Below are 16,689 nucleotides of genomic sequence, written 5' to 3'. Positions count from 1 at the left end.
CAAGAATCTTCTCAAAGTCCCCCTTCTTAAGGGGGATGCGAGGGGGATCTCCGGGCAATAAACAGTGTTAGCCCAAGCGTATTGAGGTAGAGCTTGATGTGAAACCCAAGACTCCGATTTGAGATTTCGGATTTGAGATTTGTCCTTGAATCTAAAATCGCCAATCTAAAATCGATCGGCTCAACCTACACTCTCGTTGACAATACCTGCTGGAAATGTTGTATGCTACCTGCGAACTGGAGATAGTTTCTCCAGAAAGTGCGATCTCAAATTGAAGTCGCATTTCGTACCAACAACGGACACATAGGATTTTTTCAGATAACAGGGTCGATCGCGCTAAATCTCCCCACACAAATATTCTACAAGCCAACTTGCTTGAGAATCGCGGGCGGGCGATTCATGCGGAACTAAAGAACTTTAGAAACCCTTGCAGAGTAAAAAATATGGCTCCTTGCGGGCTGAAAGTGAAAGTTAAAAGGCGGAATGCGGTTTCTCAAGTCAGCTTAAATCGGAAACTTCGTGCAATTAGATACTGTTCTCAATCAGCCGAGCAATACCAGCTCATCCTCTCGTACAAAAGAGTTACCTTTTACTCTTGGTGATGTCAAAGCAGCCATTCCAGCCCATTGTTTTGAACCCTCGGCTTGGAGATCTCTAGCTTATTTCTTTTTGGATCTTGGAATTATCGCAGGTTTATACGCGATCGCCTACAGCCTAGATTCCTGGTTATTTTATCCAATCTTCTGGTTCATGCAGGGAACCATGTTTTGGGCATTGTTTGTAGTCGGCCACGACTGCGGGCACGGTTCATTTTCTAAGAGCAAATGGCTCAACAACCTGATCGGACACCTTTCCCACGCACCCATTCTCGTACCATTCCACGGTTGGCGGATCAGCCACAGAACCCACCACGCGAATACAGGCAGCTTGGACAACGATGAAAGCTGGTATCCAGTGTCGGAGAGCAAATACAATCAAATGCCCTGGTACGAGAAGCTGGGACGCTTTTATTTGATGTTATTTGCTTATCCAATTTATCTGTTTCGGCGATCGCCCGATCGGGTAGGTTCTCACTTCATGCCCGGTAGCCCGATTTTCCGTCCATCCGAAAAAGCGGACGTATTGACGAGTTCCGCATCATTGGTATTGATGGTAGCCTTTTTGGGTGCGTTAACCTATCAATTTGGTTGGCTGTTTTTACTGAAGTTCTACCTAGTTCCCTACGTAATCTTCGTAATGTGGCTGGATTTGGTAACATTCCTGCACCACACAGAAGCCGATATTCCCTGGTATCGCGGAGATGACTGGTATTTCCTCAAAGGTGCGCTATCTACGATCGATCGCGATTACGGAATCATCAATTCCATCCATCACGACATCGGCACCCACGTCGCCCACCACATCTTCTCGACAATGCCGCACTATCACTTGAAGGAAGCCACAGAAGCCATCAAGCCACTGTTGGGCGATTATTATCGCAAATCAACCGATCCCATTTGGAAGAGCTTTATTCGCTCTTACTGGGATTGTCACTTTGTTTCCGATACAGGTTCTGGAGTTTACTACGAATCGCCTAACAGTCGGAAATCGAATTGAGTTAGCAGGTTAATTTAATAGTGGACAATTGACTATTGACAATTGTCCACTGTTTAAAACTCTTCCGACTCAAAAACCCGGTTTTGCAATAAAACCGGGTTTCTTTTATTTACATTTTTTCCAATCCCATACAACTTCCCTACGCCACAATCCGAATATTTGAAGCACTCAGCAGAGGAGCACCACCCGCTACGTTTCCAGGATTGAGATCCGCAATAAAACCGCCCTCTGCATCTCCGCCAACTAGGATAGAACCGTTGCGGTTAAAAGACAAATCGCCACTTACACGATTGTAAGTAATTTTGGCATTGCTTGAAAACTGTTCGATGAAACTATCTACAACTTCAAATTCCGAACTGAGTAACGTTCCACCAGCAGCAGTGATAAGAGTATCGAAAGTCTTTTTGGATAGAACGAATTTGTCGGAACTAACGCTGAAAGAAGTGACAGTATCAAGGCCAACATCGGAAGCAATAAATGCTCGACCAGTTTCGTAAAGGAATCGATCGGCACCAGCACCGCCAGTGAGCAAATCGTTACCAGATCCACCATTGAGAGTGTCATCGCCGCTGCCACCGGTGAGAGTGTCATTGGCACCTTCTCCATCCAAAAAGTCATTGCCACTGCCACCAATGAGGACGTTACTGCCAATTCCACCATCGAGGGTAACAGATCCTAAGGTAAAAGCTGAAGCATCAATGTTGCCGGGAATATTGTTACTTTGGAAGACAAACAGTTCAGCATTCTCAATTCCATTCAGGCTATCAACCCCCTCACCCGTCACGCTGGTGTTAGTCAGCACGATGTTACTTCCAACAGCATTCACCTTGACTCGATCGATTCCAGCACCACCATTGATGACATCATTACCAGCACCACCGTTGAGGATGTCATCGCCATTGTTACCATTGAGAATGTCAATGCCATCACCACCATTGAGAGTATCATTGCCATCAAGACCGTTAATTGTATCATCCCCTGCTAAGCCACTCAAACTGTTATTAGCGGCATTACCGAGAATGCTATTCCCAAGGGCATTGCCAGTGCCGTTGATGTTAGCAGTTCCCACCAAAGTCAATCTTTCGATGTTGTTTGGTAGAGTGAAGCTGATAGGAGAATTAACGATGTCATTGCCTTCATTAGCCTGCTCGATAAAGGTGGCATTAAGTGAGCCGACACTGTAGGTATCGTTTCCGGGGCCGCCAGCGATAGTATCTGCACCTAAGCCTCCGTTAAGTACATCGTCGCCCGCACCACCATTGAGGCTGTCATTGCCCGTGCCTCCAAAAATATCCCCAACGAGAACGTCATTGCCTCCTCCACCGATCAGGGTGTCATTGCCAACTGCACCCAGAAGTTGGTCATTGCCCAATCCACCGAGGAGGGAATCATCGCCACCGTTACCATTGACAGTATCATCGCCTGCGAGGGCATCGATGAAGTTATTCGCTGCATCACCAAGAATTAAGTCGTTACCAGGGGTTGGGTTTCCGATAATCGCCATGATTTTGTTTCTCCTTATTTGTTTAGGTTTGAATGTTTCTCTTTTGTTACAAACTCAAGAAAATCATCCAAATGAATGATTGACAATTGAGCGACTCTTGCTGCGTACAATGCAAGTTTTGTTTCGCTCTAGACCCAAGTTAAGCAATCAGCTTTGATATGACGACAAGAAAAGGCCGTAAAAAGTCAGGAATAAATAGTCTGAAAAAGTCAGTACGATTAAGATTGGCAAGTTCGATGACCATTGTTCGTCCGCTGGCGGGCGATAAATGTTGAGATCGCTATTTTTGTAAAAACATAGAAAAATCTTGTTAAAGTAAGAGGACTCAGATTTTGCATCCACAGACTAGGCAGGCGAGATACTTACCTGCAAGAGGTTAATTTTTCTTGTGAGATGGGCTGGAAAACTTATCTCACGTAAAATAAGAAAAGCAAGATATCAGAAGACTAATTTAGGAGTGCTGTAAAGCCATGACTGTGGAAGAAGCACTGAAAATTTTAGATAGTGCGATCGCGCCAACTTCTCTGAGCAACATCCAAGAGATCGTATTTCGCCAATCTTGGGAAGGGCTATCTTATTTAGATATTGCTGGTAGCGCTGGCTATGATGCTAGTTATATAAAAGATGTGGGTTACAAGTTATGGCAACTACTCAGTCAAGCACTGGGAGAAAAGGTTACTAAAAGCAATCTTCAAGCAGTAATAGGGCGGCGAGCGCGTCAGGTATCCGTAGAATCATCCAGCACAGAGATACAAAAAATACAGCCACTGCAACAGCAAATTCAACAACAAGAATTTTCTACACACCGCCACTGGGGAGAAATCGTTGATGTCTCCGCATTCTACGGCCGAAATCAGGAATTAGCGCGACTGCAACAATGGATTGTGAGCGACTCCTGCCGTTTGGTTGCCTTGATTGGAATGGGTGGAATTGGCAAAACGTCACTGGCTGCAAAACTCGCGATCGCACTTCAAAATAACTTTGACTTCCTGATCTGGCAATCCTTACGCAACGCGCCACCAATTGAAGATGTATTGTTAAATTTGATTCAAATCCTTTCTGGGCAGCAAGAAACTGCACTCCCGACATCGCTGTCGGCTCAAATTTCTCAATTAATGGGATATTTACGTGCCTCACGCTGTCTTTTAATCCTGGATAACCTTGAGGCAATTCTCGGCAGTAATGATGGCGCAAAGTCCCCCGCAAATTTATCCAGCCCAGAAGCACAAAGACAGGCAGGATGCCTGCCAAACCAGAGTTTTCCCACAGGTATAGTAGAACAATATCGAGAAGGTTACGAGGGATATGGGGAACTTCTGACACGAGTGGGAAGCGAAGGGCATTCCAGTTGTCTGCTATTAACAAGTCGGGAAAAACCCACAACTTTGATGCCGTTGGAAGGCGAAAACTCACCTGTGCGAACCTTACCCTTAATAGGCTTAAGTTCCGAGGAAGTGCAAAATATTTTACAAGCCAATGGGTGTTTTTCCACAACAGAAACAGATTGGGTAAATTTAACTCAACATTATTGCGGAAATCCCCTAGCGCTCAAAATTGTCTCCACAACCGTGCGAGATTTATTTGATGGCAATATTACCAACTTTTTGGAGCATGGAGCGATCGCGTTTGGAGATATCAATATTCTGCTCGACGGGCAATTTCGTCGTTTGTCAGACTTGGAAAAGCAGATCGTGTATTGGCTGGCGATCGATCGAGAATGGATAACGCTTGCCGAGTTACGGGCGGATTTTGTTTCCCTCCCTTCACAATCTAAACTGCTGGATGCTTTGTTGTCGCTAAGAGGGCGATCGCTGATCGAAAAAAATGCCGGACAATTCACCTTGCAACCTGTGGTGATGGAGTACGTTACCGAACAGTTGATCGAGCGGTTCGAGCGGGAAATTCAGTCGCAGAATCTAGATTTATTCATAACCCACGCCCTGATTAAAGCCGAGGCTAAAGATTACGTCAGAGAAAGCCAAACTCGCTTAATTTTAGCACCGTTTGCCGAACGACTAATCGGCGAATACCGCTCTAATAAAGAGGTCGAATATCAACTAAATCAGGTTTTGTTTCGGATGCGATCGCAATTTCCTAACTCAGTGGGATATGCGGGTGGCAATTTGATTAACCTGTTACTTCAATTAAAAATAAATTTAAGCGACTATGATTTCTCGTACTTGAGTATCTGGCAAGCTTATCTGATTGGTACCAACTTGCATCGAGTGAACTTTGCCAATTCCGATCTATCTAAATCCGTTTTTACCAGCAATTCAAATGGGGCTGTATCTGTTGCCTTTAGCTCCGATGGTAATTTTTTGGCAGTCGGCAATGCGGATGGTAAGATTCGAGTCTGCCGCACCCAAGATTATCGAGATTTTCTCACCTGTGAAGGACACACCAGTTGGATTGCTCGTGTTGCTTTCAGTCCGAACAATCAAACTTTAGCAAGTGCCTCTTTTGACCATACCGTCAAGTTATGGAATTTGGCTACTGGTGAGTGTATTCAAACATTAAGAGAGCATACCGGATGGGCGGATTCTGTTGTATTTAGTCCAGACGGTCGAACCTTAGCTAGTGGTAGTTGGGACTGCACAATTAAGTTGTGGGATGTGGCAACGGGTGAATGTTTAAAGACGCTTCAGGGACATACCAATTTTGTAACATCGGTGATTTTTAGTCCCGAAGGTAAACTTTTGGCGACTTGTAGTTACGACAAAACTATAAAATTGTGGCTGCTTGAAACAGGGGAAATTATTAACACATTGCAAGGGCATACACACATCATTCGGTCGATTGCTTTTAGTCCAGATAATCAAACTCTGGTCAGTGGCAGTTGGGATGGTACTGTTCGCTTGTGGGAGATTTCTACAGGACAATGTTTAAAGATTTTGCGGGGACATACCGATCCTGTTGCAGGAGTCGCGTTTAGTCCCGATGGTTGCGCGATCGCTAGTGCCAGTTATGATTGCACGGTTCGACTCTGGGATGTTGCGACTGGACTGTGTTTCAAAATTATGCAGAAACACTGCGGTTGGATCTGGTCGATCGCATTTCACCCGCAAGGTCATACTCTAGCAAGTGGTAGCTTAGATTGCACCGTCACGCTCTGGAATCGGGAAACAGGAGAATCATTCAGGACGCTGCACGGCTACAGCGCTGGGATTAAATCGCTTGCTTTTAGTCCAGATGGACAGTTATTAGCCAGCGGTAGCGATGACACAACACTCAAATTATGGGATGTCCAATCTGGTGAGTGCAGCAAAACACTGCAAGGACATACAAATTGGGTTTGGTGGGTTGCCTTCAGTCCAGATGGTCAAATGCTTGCTAGCAGCAGTAATCGTGGCATTATCCGCTTGTGGGATGTCGCTACAGGTCAATTGCTGCGGGTAATGCAGGGGAGTACAAGCATTCCGAATGTCGTGTTTGCCATTAGCTTCAGTCCAGACGGTCGCACATTGGCAAGTAGCGATAATGCTCATACTCTCCGATTGTGGAACGTTCAGACTGGTGAATGCTGCCAAATTCTGTCAGATAATTGTCGTGCTTGGTCAGTTGCTTTCAGTCCAGATGGCACAATTTTAGCCAGTGGCAGCGATGATAGACTGGTGAGATTGTGGGATGTGCGTTCTGGGGAATGTTTCAAAACCCTTTCAGGTCATACCAGTTTGCTGTTTTCGGTTGCTTTTAGCCCAGATGGAAAGATTCTAGCAAGTAGCGGTGACGACAAAACGGTAAAACTGTGGGATGTTGAGTCTGGAGAATGTCTGAAAACCTTGCAAGGTCACGCAGCTTTAGTTTGGTGCGTGCGGTTTAGTTTAGATGGGCGAATTTTGGTCAGCGGCAGTCACGATAAAACAATTAAGTTGTGGAATGTGTGCTCCGGGGAATGTGTTAAAACCATCCAGAACTATACATCTGAAGTTTGGGCGATCGCAATTTCTCCCGATGGTAAGACCATAGCCAGCGGCAGCGCCGATGGAGCTATTAATCTGTGGGAAATGGAGACGGCAGAATCTGTTGGAAATATGCGATCGCCCAGGATTTATGAAGGCATGAATATTGCAGGTGTCACGGGTATAACCGATGCTCAAAAATCAACACTCAAGGCGCTCGGAGCAGTGGAAATTGCGAATAGTTATTAGTTATATCATGTCTGCCGTCCGCACTGTCCCACTACCGCTAAGGATTCTCGAACCGAGTGCTGAGAAACCGCAGAGATGGATAGTAGATTCACCCGATCGAACTCTGCACTCGCCCGGCCAGGAAATGTGCCCGATCGAATCGCTTCCCATAAGGCGATCGTTGCGGGTTCTGGTTCGGTGGCTAATTCTTGTTCTAGAATCTGACAGCAGCGATCGTACTGCTTCAAAGCAGCCGTGCGCCGCCCGCACTGTGCCAAAATCCGTATCAAACATTGATGGGCTGATTCATTCCAGGGTTCTAGTTGAAGCTGCCGTTGAACGTAATGTTGTGCTTTTTGATAGTTATGCTGGTGTTCGTAGTGTGTGACAAGTGCCATACAGGCGTTGACCACAAATTCGTGGAATCGTTGGCGATTCAGCATCACCCATGCTTCAAAAGCTTCGCTATCTGGAAGTTGAATGCGATCGAGAAACGCTCCCCGATACAAAGCAACTGCTTGTTCTAAATCAGACACGCATTCTGGATCGAGTTCACCACCGGCATAGGAATGTTCGCTGTGACCATCAAGCAATTGAGTTAATATAGCGACATCAGACGTATGCTCGCCCGCAGGATTAAACTGAATCGTATTGCGCGTGGTGAGAAATAGCGGTGAGTGAACCGTCGAATCTGCTAGCAGATGGCGGAGCGTGCATAAGGCTTTGCGAAGATTGCTGCGAGCGTTTGACTCGCACCGATCTGACCACAACAGCGCAGCCAGAGAATCGCGGTGATGGGGATAGCTTGATTCGATCGCTAAATAAGCAAACAGCGCCCGCACTTTCTCATAGGGGAAATTCAGGATTGGCTGCCCGTTCACCATTACTTGCATTTGTCCGAGCAATGCTAACGCTAATCGAGTCATAATATTGTGCCTCTTACAAAAACTTAATTGAGTGAATAGTGTGTGATTTGGGTCAATTCCCAGAACTTAAATTGTGCGTTTGAGTCAGTTATCTTTGCTGGAGATACCAATTCTAAAAACTCTTGCTACACTCTGCATCCTTGGCTTGATTTCAGGCAATCAACCTACTCTTTTTACTGTTGCATGAGTTTTAGGGAATAGTATTAGTATCAGCGGGTTTGTTTGACCTGATAAACCCAAGTTAAACCAATGCACTGACAATGCCAGCCATAAAAAGTCATAAAAAGTCGTATGTATTGATTCAGGAGCAGAGAAAGTACCCACAGGGGTACTCAGGATCGCAAATTAAATAATTTACACAATGAAAGTGGGATGGGCGTCCCGCCCGTCCATAAAGAACGGGCGGGACGCCCATCCCACAAGAATAATAAAGCTTGTAAGTTATTTAATTCTCATTCCTCAGCAAAAAAATTACGGTTATGAAATTGCTGAGCTTTTCCATAGTAGCCAAAACAGTAAAGCCAGAAAATTTTACCAATTCACGATCGATTCACGCTGCTGTGGACGATGCGTAGACGATGCCTTGTTAGGGTCTACACATCACTGGATTAACAACAAACAGGAAACCCAACATGGAAATTATAGGTAACAGCGGCAACAACAATCTAATCGGCTCTTTACAAGCTGATACAATCAGGGGACTTGGAGGAAACGATTTCATTCAAGGTCTTGACGGAGACGATCGCATCTTTGGTGATAACGGTGGTGCCGCCCTGCCTAGCGATGGTAACGACACAATCTTTGCTGGAAACGGAAATGATAACGTCCAGGGTAATGGTGGCAATGACGTACTTTTCGGTGGTACTGGCAACGATCAGTTGAGTGGTGGCCAAGGCAACGATGTCTTGAATGGTGAGGCGGGCTCAGATTTCCTCACGGGGGGATTGGGCAATGACACCTTGAATGGCTTCGGCAATCAATCTGGTGCTCAAGTTGACGATCTTTTAGGTGGAGGTGGTGCAGATACCTATGTGCTTGGCAATTTCTCCACTGCCTTCTACACTGCATCCAACCAATTCGCGCTGATCCGAGGTTTTGCACCGGGTGAGGGCGACAAGATTCAGATTAAGGGCAGTCTGTCTCAGTACACGCTAAGGAAGGATCGCGACCTTCAACTGGGGGGCAGCGCATTTGACACGGAGATTCTGTTAAACGGAAACCGGATTGCTGTTATTCAAGACACGATCAATGTGCCTAATTCCTCGTTCTTTAGCGTTTAGGGATCTGCTCGAAATAAAGGATCCATAATCGAGTCATGCAGGGTGCATGACGCCATATAACACACCAACATATAGCGTTTTATAGAGGCAATCCACTCGTGGTTGCCCCTATTTCTTTGATGGTTGCGTCCAGGATTGACCGATTACCAATTGCCGATTACCAATTATTACTTGAATTTCTTAACTTTTTAGGCTAATAGCAGTTGCGATCGTCCACGCATCCACCAACAGCAACAACAGCGTACATAAAAGTAAAATAAGATACATCCAAGGTTGAGACAAAGGGCGAACATCTCTAGTATCAATACCCGTTTTCGCTTGCACCAAACGCACTAATTTAGCAAATCCAGCCACCCGCATCGGCAACAAATAACCTTCACCCGCATGACTCAAAAAATAGTACACTAAACCTCCTTGACCGGTCGATCGAGGTTTAAGAGCCTTCACCTCAGTCCAAGGAAGATCCCAACCCCTGCGAAACACGCGCGGAAACCAGTTCGGATAGGTAACTTCAATCACCTCCTCGGTGAGGATTACCCGTTCGCTGAGCACGCCGTAAAGGCCCGCTGCGCCGATCGCAATTGCCACCCAGAGTGCAGCGGGCGGAACGGGTGCTTTCGTTACCTCCGACAGAAACGGTAACGGAATACTCAGGGCGAAGTACAAACTCAACAGCGTGATTCTAATCAGGGGAGAAAGCCGGAATACTGCCGGCTCAAATACTGGGGGGGAAGATGGCGAAAGTGCGATCGGTTCTGCTGACATGGCTGAAATTATAGCAGTGGACAGTGGACAGTTGACAGTTGACAGTTGCAGAACCCGAATCAAATCATTGATGCAGCACGGGTATCGGCTATATTCATGAAGTTTTGAGCCGTAGGGTGCGTCGCCATTAAAAATCCCCAAATAAAAATCGCTCGTCTAATAGCGACGCACCTATACTTTTGAATAGTCGAGCAAACAAACTCAATAATTATGTACCAATACTTGAAAGAAATGGTATAAGGTGCGTCGCCACTCGAAAAGTCGATTAAATGGGAGGGATTGTTGATGGATCCGCACCCTACAAATACTCAGGCAAATATGCAAAACATGACTATATTTGCACTGTTGACTTTCGAGCTAAAATTCTATTCAGAAACTTTGATTTTTAACTGTTGAGTTTTTACCGATTTGCAGGAGTTGGAATCTTGAGTGCCCAGTTATCAATTAACGGACAATTTATAACTCAAAACTCACAACTTATATTAATCAACGGCTGTTAATGCGGGTACTGTCAAAGGTTCTGAGATTTCTCGGGATTTGGGGCGGCCGGCCATCATGGCGCGATCGCCCTGAGCTTTGCCTCGGGATCTGCTAGGATTGACGCTTGAATAAGGGCCTTCGTTAATCTGCAAGCGATCGCAAGGAATTTTATCCGACAAAATTGCACTGGCCATCATCCCGGTGTGAATTTCCAATGCTGCGGCCCGCATCGCTTCAAAGACTAAACGCTGTCCGGGAAACACCACTCGTTCAAAATACCAATTAGGAATGTTGCAGATCCGAGCAATCTGAATTTGACTGGTGGCGTTGACGTAGCAGCAGAGAATTTTGCTGTCGGCGTCTGAGGGTACTGGGTCAAGAATTTGAGCCATAAATGCTGAGGGGCTTTGCCTAAAAGTTTTAGTTATCTTCTCAGGCTAACATCTTGCGATCCCGGCCTACTGTAAAGCCGACTACCAACTGAATAACAGATGAGAGACCGATCGCACCTCATACTTGTCTTTACCCAAAAAAATACCAAATTTTTGACTTTTTCCGGCGATTTTCGGTCAATATACGCTGTATTTGCTTAAAATTTAACTTTTTTCTGCTGCGATCGCCCATCGACACCCACCAGCTCACCCTTAAGCCTCTTAGCAAAATTTAAGAATATTTAATATTAAATTGCGAAAATTAGATTGAATGTAAAGTTATATTAAAAGAATATAAACATAGTTAAAAAAGTTCCACATTAGGATATGGCAATCATGGAAAGCCGAGAAAACCGAGTTTTGTACGTTCGCCTCCCTTGCAATCCCATTTTCCCGATCGGAGTTGTGTACCTTTCGGATCACGTGCACAAGCTGTTTCCCGATGTCCAACAGCGGATTTTCGACTTAGGCGCAGTGCCGCCCCTCGACTACGCTAAAGGTTTGGATGCGATCGTAGATGAGTTTAGGCCAACGCTGTTAGTTTTCTCTTGGCGGGACATTCAAATTTACGCGCCCGTGGGCGGTAGAGGCGGAAATCCGCTGCAAAATGCCTTCGAGTTTTACTACGCCAAAAATCCCCTAACCAAGTTCCGGGGAGCTCTCGGAGGATTGCGTTTGGCCACGTCCTACTACACCGAACTCTGGCGCAATCTGGGACTGGCAGTCGTCGGTGGCGGTGCTGTGAGCGTGTTTTACGAGCAGTTGGGCCGCAGCTTGCCGGCCGGGACTGTGGTTTCGGTGGGCGAAGGCGAGGCTTTGCTGGAGAAGTTGATTAAAGGCGAAGATTTGGCACAGGAAAGGTGTTATGTAGTAGGAGAAACTGTACCGCGCGATCGACTAATTCACGAAAAGCCAGCCAACATCGAGAAAACTGCTTGCAACTATAACTACATCGAGAGCATTTGGCCAGAATTTTCCTATTATCTACAGGATATGGACTTCTACCTCGGAGTCCAAACCAAGCGCGGCTGTCCTCACAATTGCTGTTACTGCATCTATACGGTGATTGAAGGCAAGCAAGTGCGGATCAATCCGGCGGATGAGGTGGTGGCAGAGATGCGCCAATTGTACGATCGAGGTATCCGCAATTTCTGGTTTACCGACGCGCAATTTATCCCGGCGCGCAAATTCATCGATGATGCGATCGAATTATTGCAAAAAATCATCGCCGACGGCATGAGTGACATCCACTGGGCTGCTTACATCCGTGCGGACAATCTCACACCCGAATTGTGCGATTTGATGGTAAAAACGGGAATGAATTACTTTGAAATCGGCATCACCAGCGGTTCCCATTTTCGGAGTCGATAAAGTAGAACCAGCGATTTTCTTTATCGGGTTGCAGCCGCACACAATTTTAGAAGAATACGCCTTCAAAAAAGATATTCTGCAACCCGGTTACGATCCGATGAGTTTGATGCCTTGGACAGCGCGCAAACTGCTGTGGAATCCCGAACCTTTGGGCTCGTTTTTCGGACAAATTTGTTTAGAAGCTTGGCAGCGAAATTCCAATGATTTCGGCCGCGAAGTGATGGCGATTTTGGAGGAAAAACTCGGCTGTGCGGATTTGGAAGCAGCTTTGACTGCACCTGTTGAAATCAAAGACAAACAGTTAACTGCTGTTCGTTGATTTCCTGGTTTGTAGTGAGGACTTCAGTCCTTCCAAATTAAGATAAGCCGGACTAAAGTCTTTACGACAAAAAGGTTCGTAGTGAGGACTTTAGTCCTTCAAGAAGGTTCGTAGTGAGGACTTCAGTCCTTCCGAAATTAAAACAAACCGGACTAAAGTCCTTACTACGAACCTAATTTTTTTCACATTGTCAACACTTGGAAAACAGAATCATAAATAGGAGATAAACATCATGACTTTTATCGACCCCAGAACGGATTTTGCATTTAAAAGAATATTTGCTTCCGCAGAAAGTAAACCTATTCTGATTAGCTTTCTCAACGGTCTGATTTATCAAGGCAATCCCACAATTCAAGATTTACAAATGATCGATCCGTATCAAGCCGGAGAAGTTGTGGGATTGAAAGACTCGTATTTAGATGTCAAAGCAACCCTAGATAACGGGACGATCGTGATTATCGAAATGCAAGTTTTGAATGTTAAAGCCTTTGAAAAACGGATTGCCTACAATGCAGCGAAAGCTTACGGAAATCAACTCACGCGGGGCAAGGGCTACTTCAGTTTAGACCCAGTAATTGCCATCACAATTACGGATTTTATTTTGTTTGAAAACACCAATAAAATTATTTCGCGTTTTTCTTTTAAAGAAGAAGAGGAACATTTTGATTATATCTGTCCGACAATGACGCTAATTTTTGTGGAGTTACCAAAATTTAATAAGTCTGTTGATGAGTTAGAATCTCTATCTGACAAGTGGATTTATTTTATCAGAGAAGCACCAAATTTGGAAATGGTTCCAGAATCGCTGGAAACAACTGCACCGATTCAGCAAGCTTTTGGTATTGCTAATACCGTGAACCTCAGCCGCAAAGAATTAGATCAATTGGAATCACAGGTGTTTTATCTCCAAGATCAGCAAAGGTCTATAGAAGAAGCCTTAGAAACCGGAGCTCAGCGGGGTCAAATTAATACTGTGATTCGTTTGCTGGAACGAAAGCTGGGAACGTTGGATGAGTCAATTAAATCTAGAATTGCACAGTTATCTAGCGATCGAATCGATAGTTTGACAGAAGCTGTGCTTGATTTTAATAGCGCGGAAGATTTGGTGAGTTGGTTGCAGGAAATGGGCGATCGATAGTAAAAAGTCAGAGTGCGCCTTGCGTATCTTGTCTATAGCATTTTCAATTTCATAAAGAGCGATCGCACATTATGCCTTACAGTCAATTCACAATTACTAAAGCTAAAAAAGACTTTCAGTTAACTATCGTGGAGGGAACTCGGTTTTTTCCTGAGGTGGAATCAATTAATCCCAGTCCGAGATTGACTAGCGAATTAGAAGATTTGCCTTGGACGATCGCAGTTGGTTCCGAAAAAGCGAGATCGGAAGCCCTTGTCTACCCAGTTTTGCAAGAAGTCCGGCGCTTGATGAACCGCCAAATCAGTTTATTTTCGGGACGGGAATTCAATGTTGACCCCAGTTGCGATCTCACCGGATACGTCGATTTTTTAATTAGCCGATCGCCCGAACAGCTTACCGTTGAAGCGCCCGCGATCGTAGTTGTGGAAGCAAAAAAAAGCCGATTTGAACGAAGGGATCGGTCAATGTATTGCTGAAATGGTAGCAGCACAGCGCTTTAACGAAGCAGCAGAACACCCGATCGCAACTATCTACGGTTGTATCAGCAGCGGCACTCAATGGCGTTTTCTCAAGCTTTCAGGAACCACAGTGGCGATCGATCTTACCGATTATCCGCTGCTTCCCGTGGAAACCATTTTAGGATTCTTGGTGTGGATGGTTCAACAGACTTAGCTAGATTTCACTTATTCAGTAAAAAATAGGATTTCGCACTAAACCCAAAGTTTTTAGAACTTGCTTAAAAACCTCGCTGTCAACTGTCAACTGTCAACTGTCAACTGTTTAAATATCTTTCAATTAGGACGATCGCCACAATATCATCTACAGGCCGCGGCGGAGTCCGCATTCCCTGGGGAATCAAGCGAGAAATTCCCGTCGCAGGGTACATTTCCCAGTAACGATCCTTCGCTTCTAGACTGCTGAACCTCTCGTCAATCTGCACAATTTTTATAAAGGGCGACAAACTCTGCGTCAGTTTTTGTTTCCAACTTTTGGAAGTTGTTTGGTCTCCCATGACTAATAACTCAATGGGAAACTGTTTGCACAGTGATTGAATGGTAGATATTGCTTCGTCGGACAGCACTACTTGATGGTAGCAGATGTTCTTATCTCTACCCATCACGGCGATGCCGCACTTGTCTTTCCCCGGATCGAAACCTAAAATCATATTTATGAGTCCTGTGTTATTAAGTTTGTAGTTGCGCTGTTGTAGTCGAGGAAACCCATCGCCAACCTATATCTAATCTGATACTTGCATTTCTGAATGTCTCTAAATCTTTGCGGGCGATCGCACTTATTTTGCCGGCCATATAATGCCTAAAATCAGAAACCGGGTTTTTGTCACAATCTTTGCTTTCCCGTTTTAATTTATCGAAAAAACTCGGTTTCTTTGACTCCCCGCGCAAAAACCGGGTTTCTTTCACCCTTGTGCAGGCGGTGCGTCGCTGTGAGATTGTCGATTTGATTTGCAAATTGCAGATGGCGACGCACCCTACTATTTTGAATCGCGTGCAAAGATGAGTGCAAAAAAAAATTAAAGCGCGCGCAAGAGGGTAAAGAGGAAACAGGGAAAAAAGCTAAAGGGCTAAAGAGTAGAAAAGAGTCCTCACACACAAGACAGGGAGGAAGGGACAGCCAAAGCTACCGCTACCCGAAAACCCCCGTCCCCGTGCCCGCGGCCCGAGATGTAGCAGCGGTAGGCAGCACGGCAATAGAGCGCATGGTAGTTCCACGAACCTCCACGCACCACACGGTAATCATTTGTTCCAGTTTTCCAAAAACTTCCGTCAGTCGGTGCGCCGTCATAGTTATCGTGTTCCTTATCGCTGCACCATTCGCCAACCTGACCGTGCATATCATAAAGTCCAAAGGCATTGGGAGGAAAACTCCCCACATCAATTGTTTGTTCGCGGTAAGGTCCCCTCGGTGCACCACCAAAGGAATAACGCCCGTCATAATTAACTAAATTCGTGGTAATTGTCTCGCCAAAATAGAAAGGTGTTGCAGTCCCTCCGCGACAGGCGTATTCCCATTCTGCTTCAGAAAGCAAGCGATAATTCTTGCCTGTTTTTTCATAAAGTTTCCAGCATAATTCTACAGCCTTATTCCAGCTTACTTGTTCTACAGGACGTTTTTCACCTTTAAAGTACGATGGATTATTTCCCATCACTGCTTCGTACTGTGCTTGGGTGATGGGGTATTTTCCTGCATAAAAAGCCGGTACTGTTACTTGATGCTGCGGACCTTCTCTTTCATTCCTAGGTGACTCTGTTGCTGGCGAACCCATCATAAATGTGCCGCCAGGAATGTAAACCATGTCGAGTACAACTCCATCACCTAAGTCTTCAGGGAAGTAGTGAGCAAAGGACTTTCTGCGACTGTTTTCTGTTCCTTCAGCATCGACTGTGATGACATCAAATTCAAATGTAGGGAGATAGTCTTGAAACGGAGGTTTAATCTTTAAGTCATCTCTATATTTCAGGAGTGAATAGGCAGCCAATTTCACCTGCATCGATTCATCGTGCAATGCTTGAATTATCACATCTAAACCAGCTTCTCCATATTTGAGTGCTTCGGAGAGGGCGGCGATTCTCACTTCGATAATGGGTGAGGCTAAGCGGCTTTTAACGCCGGGAATGCCTCCGAGTACGGCAGCATTGACAGGAATTGAATTTTGACCGCCACGGACAGCATCGTATTCTCTGGGTTCATTTTTATTCTCTGACATTACACCGCACGCTCCTGCATTTTAATT

Annotated in this window: 12 protein-coding genes and 1 pseudogene; 7 read left to right on the top strand and 6 right to left on the bottom strand. The window is 45.4% G+C overall.

What is annotated here, in order from left to right:
- The first annotated feature begins 519 nt into the window (after window positions 1-519).
- Window positions 520-1,596, top strand: a complete 1,077-nt coding sequence (locus JGK20_RS13450; protein ID WP_293176404.1) for a DUF3474 domain-containing protein — start codon at window positions 520-522, stop codon at window positions 1,594-1,596.
- A gap of 139 nt (window positions 1,597-1,735) precedes the next feature.
- Here the strand turns inward: JGK20_RS13450 and JGK20_RS13445 are convergent, their stop codons facing one another.
- Complete coding sequence (locus JGK20_RS13445; protein ID WP_293176402.1) at window positions 1,736-3,100, bottom strand: calcium-binding protein; 1,365 nt, start codon at window positions 3,098-3,100, stop codon at window positions 1,736-1,738.
- Between the two features lie 470 nt (window positions 3,101-3,570).
- Here JGK20_RS13445 and JGK20_RS13440 point away from each other — a divergent pair, with 470 nt between their 5' ends.
- The gene (locus JGK20_RS13440; protein ID WP_293205870.1) at window positions 3,571-7,248 is read left to right on the top strand and encodes an NB-ARC domain-containing protein; all 3,678 of its coding nucleotides are present in this window, start codon (window positions 3,571-3,573) and stop codon (window positions 7,246-7,248) included.
- Between the two features lie 5 nt (window positions 7,249-7,253).
- Here the strand turns inward: JGK20_RS13440 and JGK20_RS13435 are convergent, their stop codons facing one another.
- Entirely contained in the window at window positions 7,254-8,153 is a 900-nt protein-coding gene (locus tag JGK20_RS13435) for a BTAD domain-containing putative transcriptional regulator (RefSeq protein WP_293230773.1), read from the bottom strand.
- A gap of 632 nt (window positions 8,154-8,785) precedes the next feature.
- Between JGK20_RS13435 and JGK20_RS13430 the strand changes: the two genes are divergently transcribed.
- A complete protein-coding gene (locus JGK20_RS13430) occupies window positions 8,786-9,433 on the top strand; it encodes a calcium-binding protein (protein ID WP_293230770.1) in 648 nt (215 codons plus the stop codon).
- Window positions 9,434-9,613: 180 nt separating this feature from the next.
- On the opposite strand, the gene JGK20_RS13425 is transcribed toward JGK20_RS13430, so the two are convergent.
- Window positions 9,614-10,198, bottom strand: coding sequence for a hypothetical protein (locus JGK20_RS13425; RefSeq protein ID WP_293230794.1), 585 nt, complete (start codon window positions 10,196-10,198; stop codon window positions 9,614-9,616).
- Between the two features lie 482 nt (window positions 10,199-10,680).
- A complete protein-coding gene (locus JGK20_RS13420; protein ID WP_293176394.1) occupies window positions 10,681-11,070 on the bottom strand; it encodes a DUF1830 domain-containing protein in 390 nt (129 codons plus the stop codon).
- Between the two features lie 375 nt (window positions 11,071-11,445).
- On the opposite strand from JGK20_RS13420, the pseudogene JGK20_RS13415 reads away from it, so the two are divergent.
- From JGK20_RS13415 to JGK20_RS34520, 4 genes and pseudogenes are all read left to right on the top strand, one after another.
- Window positions 11,446-12,799: pseudogene (locus JGK20_RS13415) on the top strand (radical SAM protein).
- A 232-nt stretch (window positions 12,800-13,031) separates the two neighbouring features.
- Complete coding sequence (locus JGK20_RS13410; protein ID WP_293230768.1) at window positions 13,032-13,937, top strand: Rpn family recombination-promoting nuclease/putative transposase; 906 nt, start codon at window positions 13,032-13,034, stop codon at window positions 13,935-13,937.
- Between the two features lie 71 nt (window positions 13,938-14,008).
- Window positions 14,009-14,413 (top strand): hypothetical protein, encoded by a 405-nt coding sequence (locus JGK20_RS13405; RefSeq protein WP_366038889.1) that lies wholly within the window; start codon window positions 14,009-14,011, stop codon window positions 14,411-14,413.
- Window positions 14,382-14,609 (top strand): hypothetical protein, encoded by a 228-nt coding sequence (locus JGK20_RS34520; protein ID WP_366038887.1) that lies wholly within the window; start codon window positions 14,382-14,384, stop codon window positions 14,607-14,609. Before JGK20_RS13405 ends, JGK20_RS34520 begins: the two co-directional genes overlap by 32 nt.
- A 100-nt stretch (window positions 14,610-14,709) precedes the next feature.
- On the opposite strand, the gene ruvX is transcribed toward JGK20_RS34520, so the two are convergent.
- Together ruvX and JGK20_RS13395 are read right to left on the bottom strand one after the other, a co-directional pair.
- Window positions 14,710-15,102, bottom strand: a complete 393-nt coding sequence (gene ruvX, locus JGK20_RS13400; protein WP_293190310.1) for a Holliday junction resolvase RuvX — start codon at window positions 15,100-15,102, stop codon at window positions 14,710-14,712.
- A 438-nt stretch (window positions 15,103-15,540) separates the two neighbouring features.
- On the bottom strand, window positions 15,541-16,662 hold the full coding sequence (locus tag JGK20_RS13395) for a formylglycine-generating enzyme family protein (RefSeq protein ID WP_366038885.1): 1,122 nt from the start codon (window positions 16,660-16,662) through the stop codon (window positions 15,541-15,543).
- Between the last annotated feature and the right edge of the window lie 27 nt (window positions 16,663-16,689).

This window comes from Microcoleus sp. PH2017_05_CCC_O_A, assembly GCF_020738785.1.
In the GTDB taxonomy this organism is placed as follows: Bacteria; Cyanobacteriota; Cyanobacteriia; order Cyanobacteriales; family Microcoleaceae; genus Microcoleus.
Note: the sequence above shows the minus strand (reverse complement) of the source record. Positions and strands in the feature narration are given on the sequence as shown.

Excerpts from the sequence above, each read along its gene's own strand:
- JGK20_RS13445 (WP_293176402.1), bottom strand. The coding sequence starts at position 3,100 with ATGGCGATTATCGGAAACCCAACCCCTGGTAACGACTTAATTCTTGGT.
- JGK20_RS13440 (WP_293205870.1), top strand. The coding sequence starts at position 3,571 with ATGACTGTGGAAGAAGCACTGAAAATTTTAGATAGTGCGATCGCGCCA.
- JGK20_RS13435 (WP_293230773.1), bottom strand. The coding sequence starts at position 8,153 with ATGACTCGATTAGCGTTAGCATTGCTCGGACAAATGCAAGTAATGGTG.
- JGK20_RS13430 (WP_293230770.1), top strand. The coding sequence starts at position 8,786 with ATGGAAATTATAGGTAACAGCGGCAACAACAATCTAATCGGCTCTTTA.
- JGK20_RS13425 (WP_293230794.1), bottom strand. The coding sequence starts at position 10,198 with ATGTCAGCAGAACCGATCGCACTTTCGCCATCTTCCCCCCCAGTATTT.
- JGK20_RS13420 (WP_293176394.1), bottom strand. The coding sequence starts at position 11,070 with ATGGCTCAAATTCTTGACCCAGTACCCTCAGACGCCGACAGCAAAATT.
- JGK20_RS13410 (WP_293230768.1), top strand. The coding sequence starts at position 13,032 with ATGACTTTTATCGACCCCAGAACGGATTTTGCATTTAAAAGAATATTT.
- JGK20_RS13405 (WP_366038889.1), top strand. The coding sequence starts at position 14,009 with ATGCCTTACAGTCAATTCACAATTACTAAAGCTAAAAAAGACTTTCAG.
- ruvX (WP_293190310.1), bottom strand. The coding sequence starts at position 15,102 with ATGATTTTAGGTTTCGATCCGGGGAAAGACAAGTGCGGCATCGCCGTG.
- JGK20_RS13395 (WP_366038885.1), bottom strand. The coding sequence starts at position 16,662 with ATGTCAGAGAATAAAAATGAACCCAGAGAATACGATGCTGTCCGTGGC.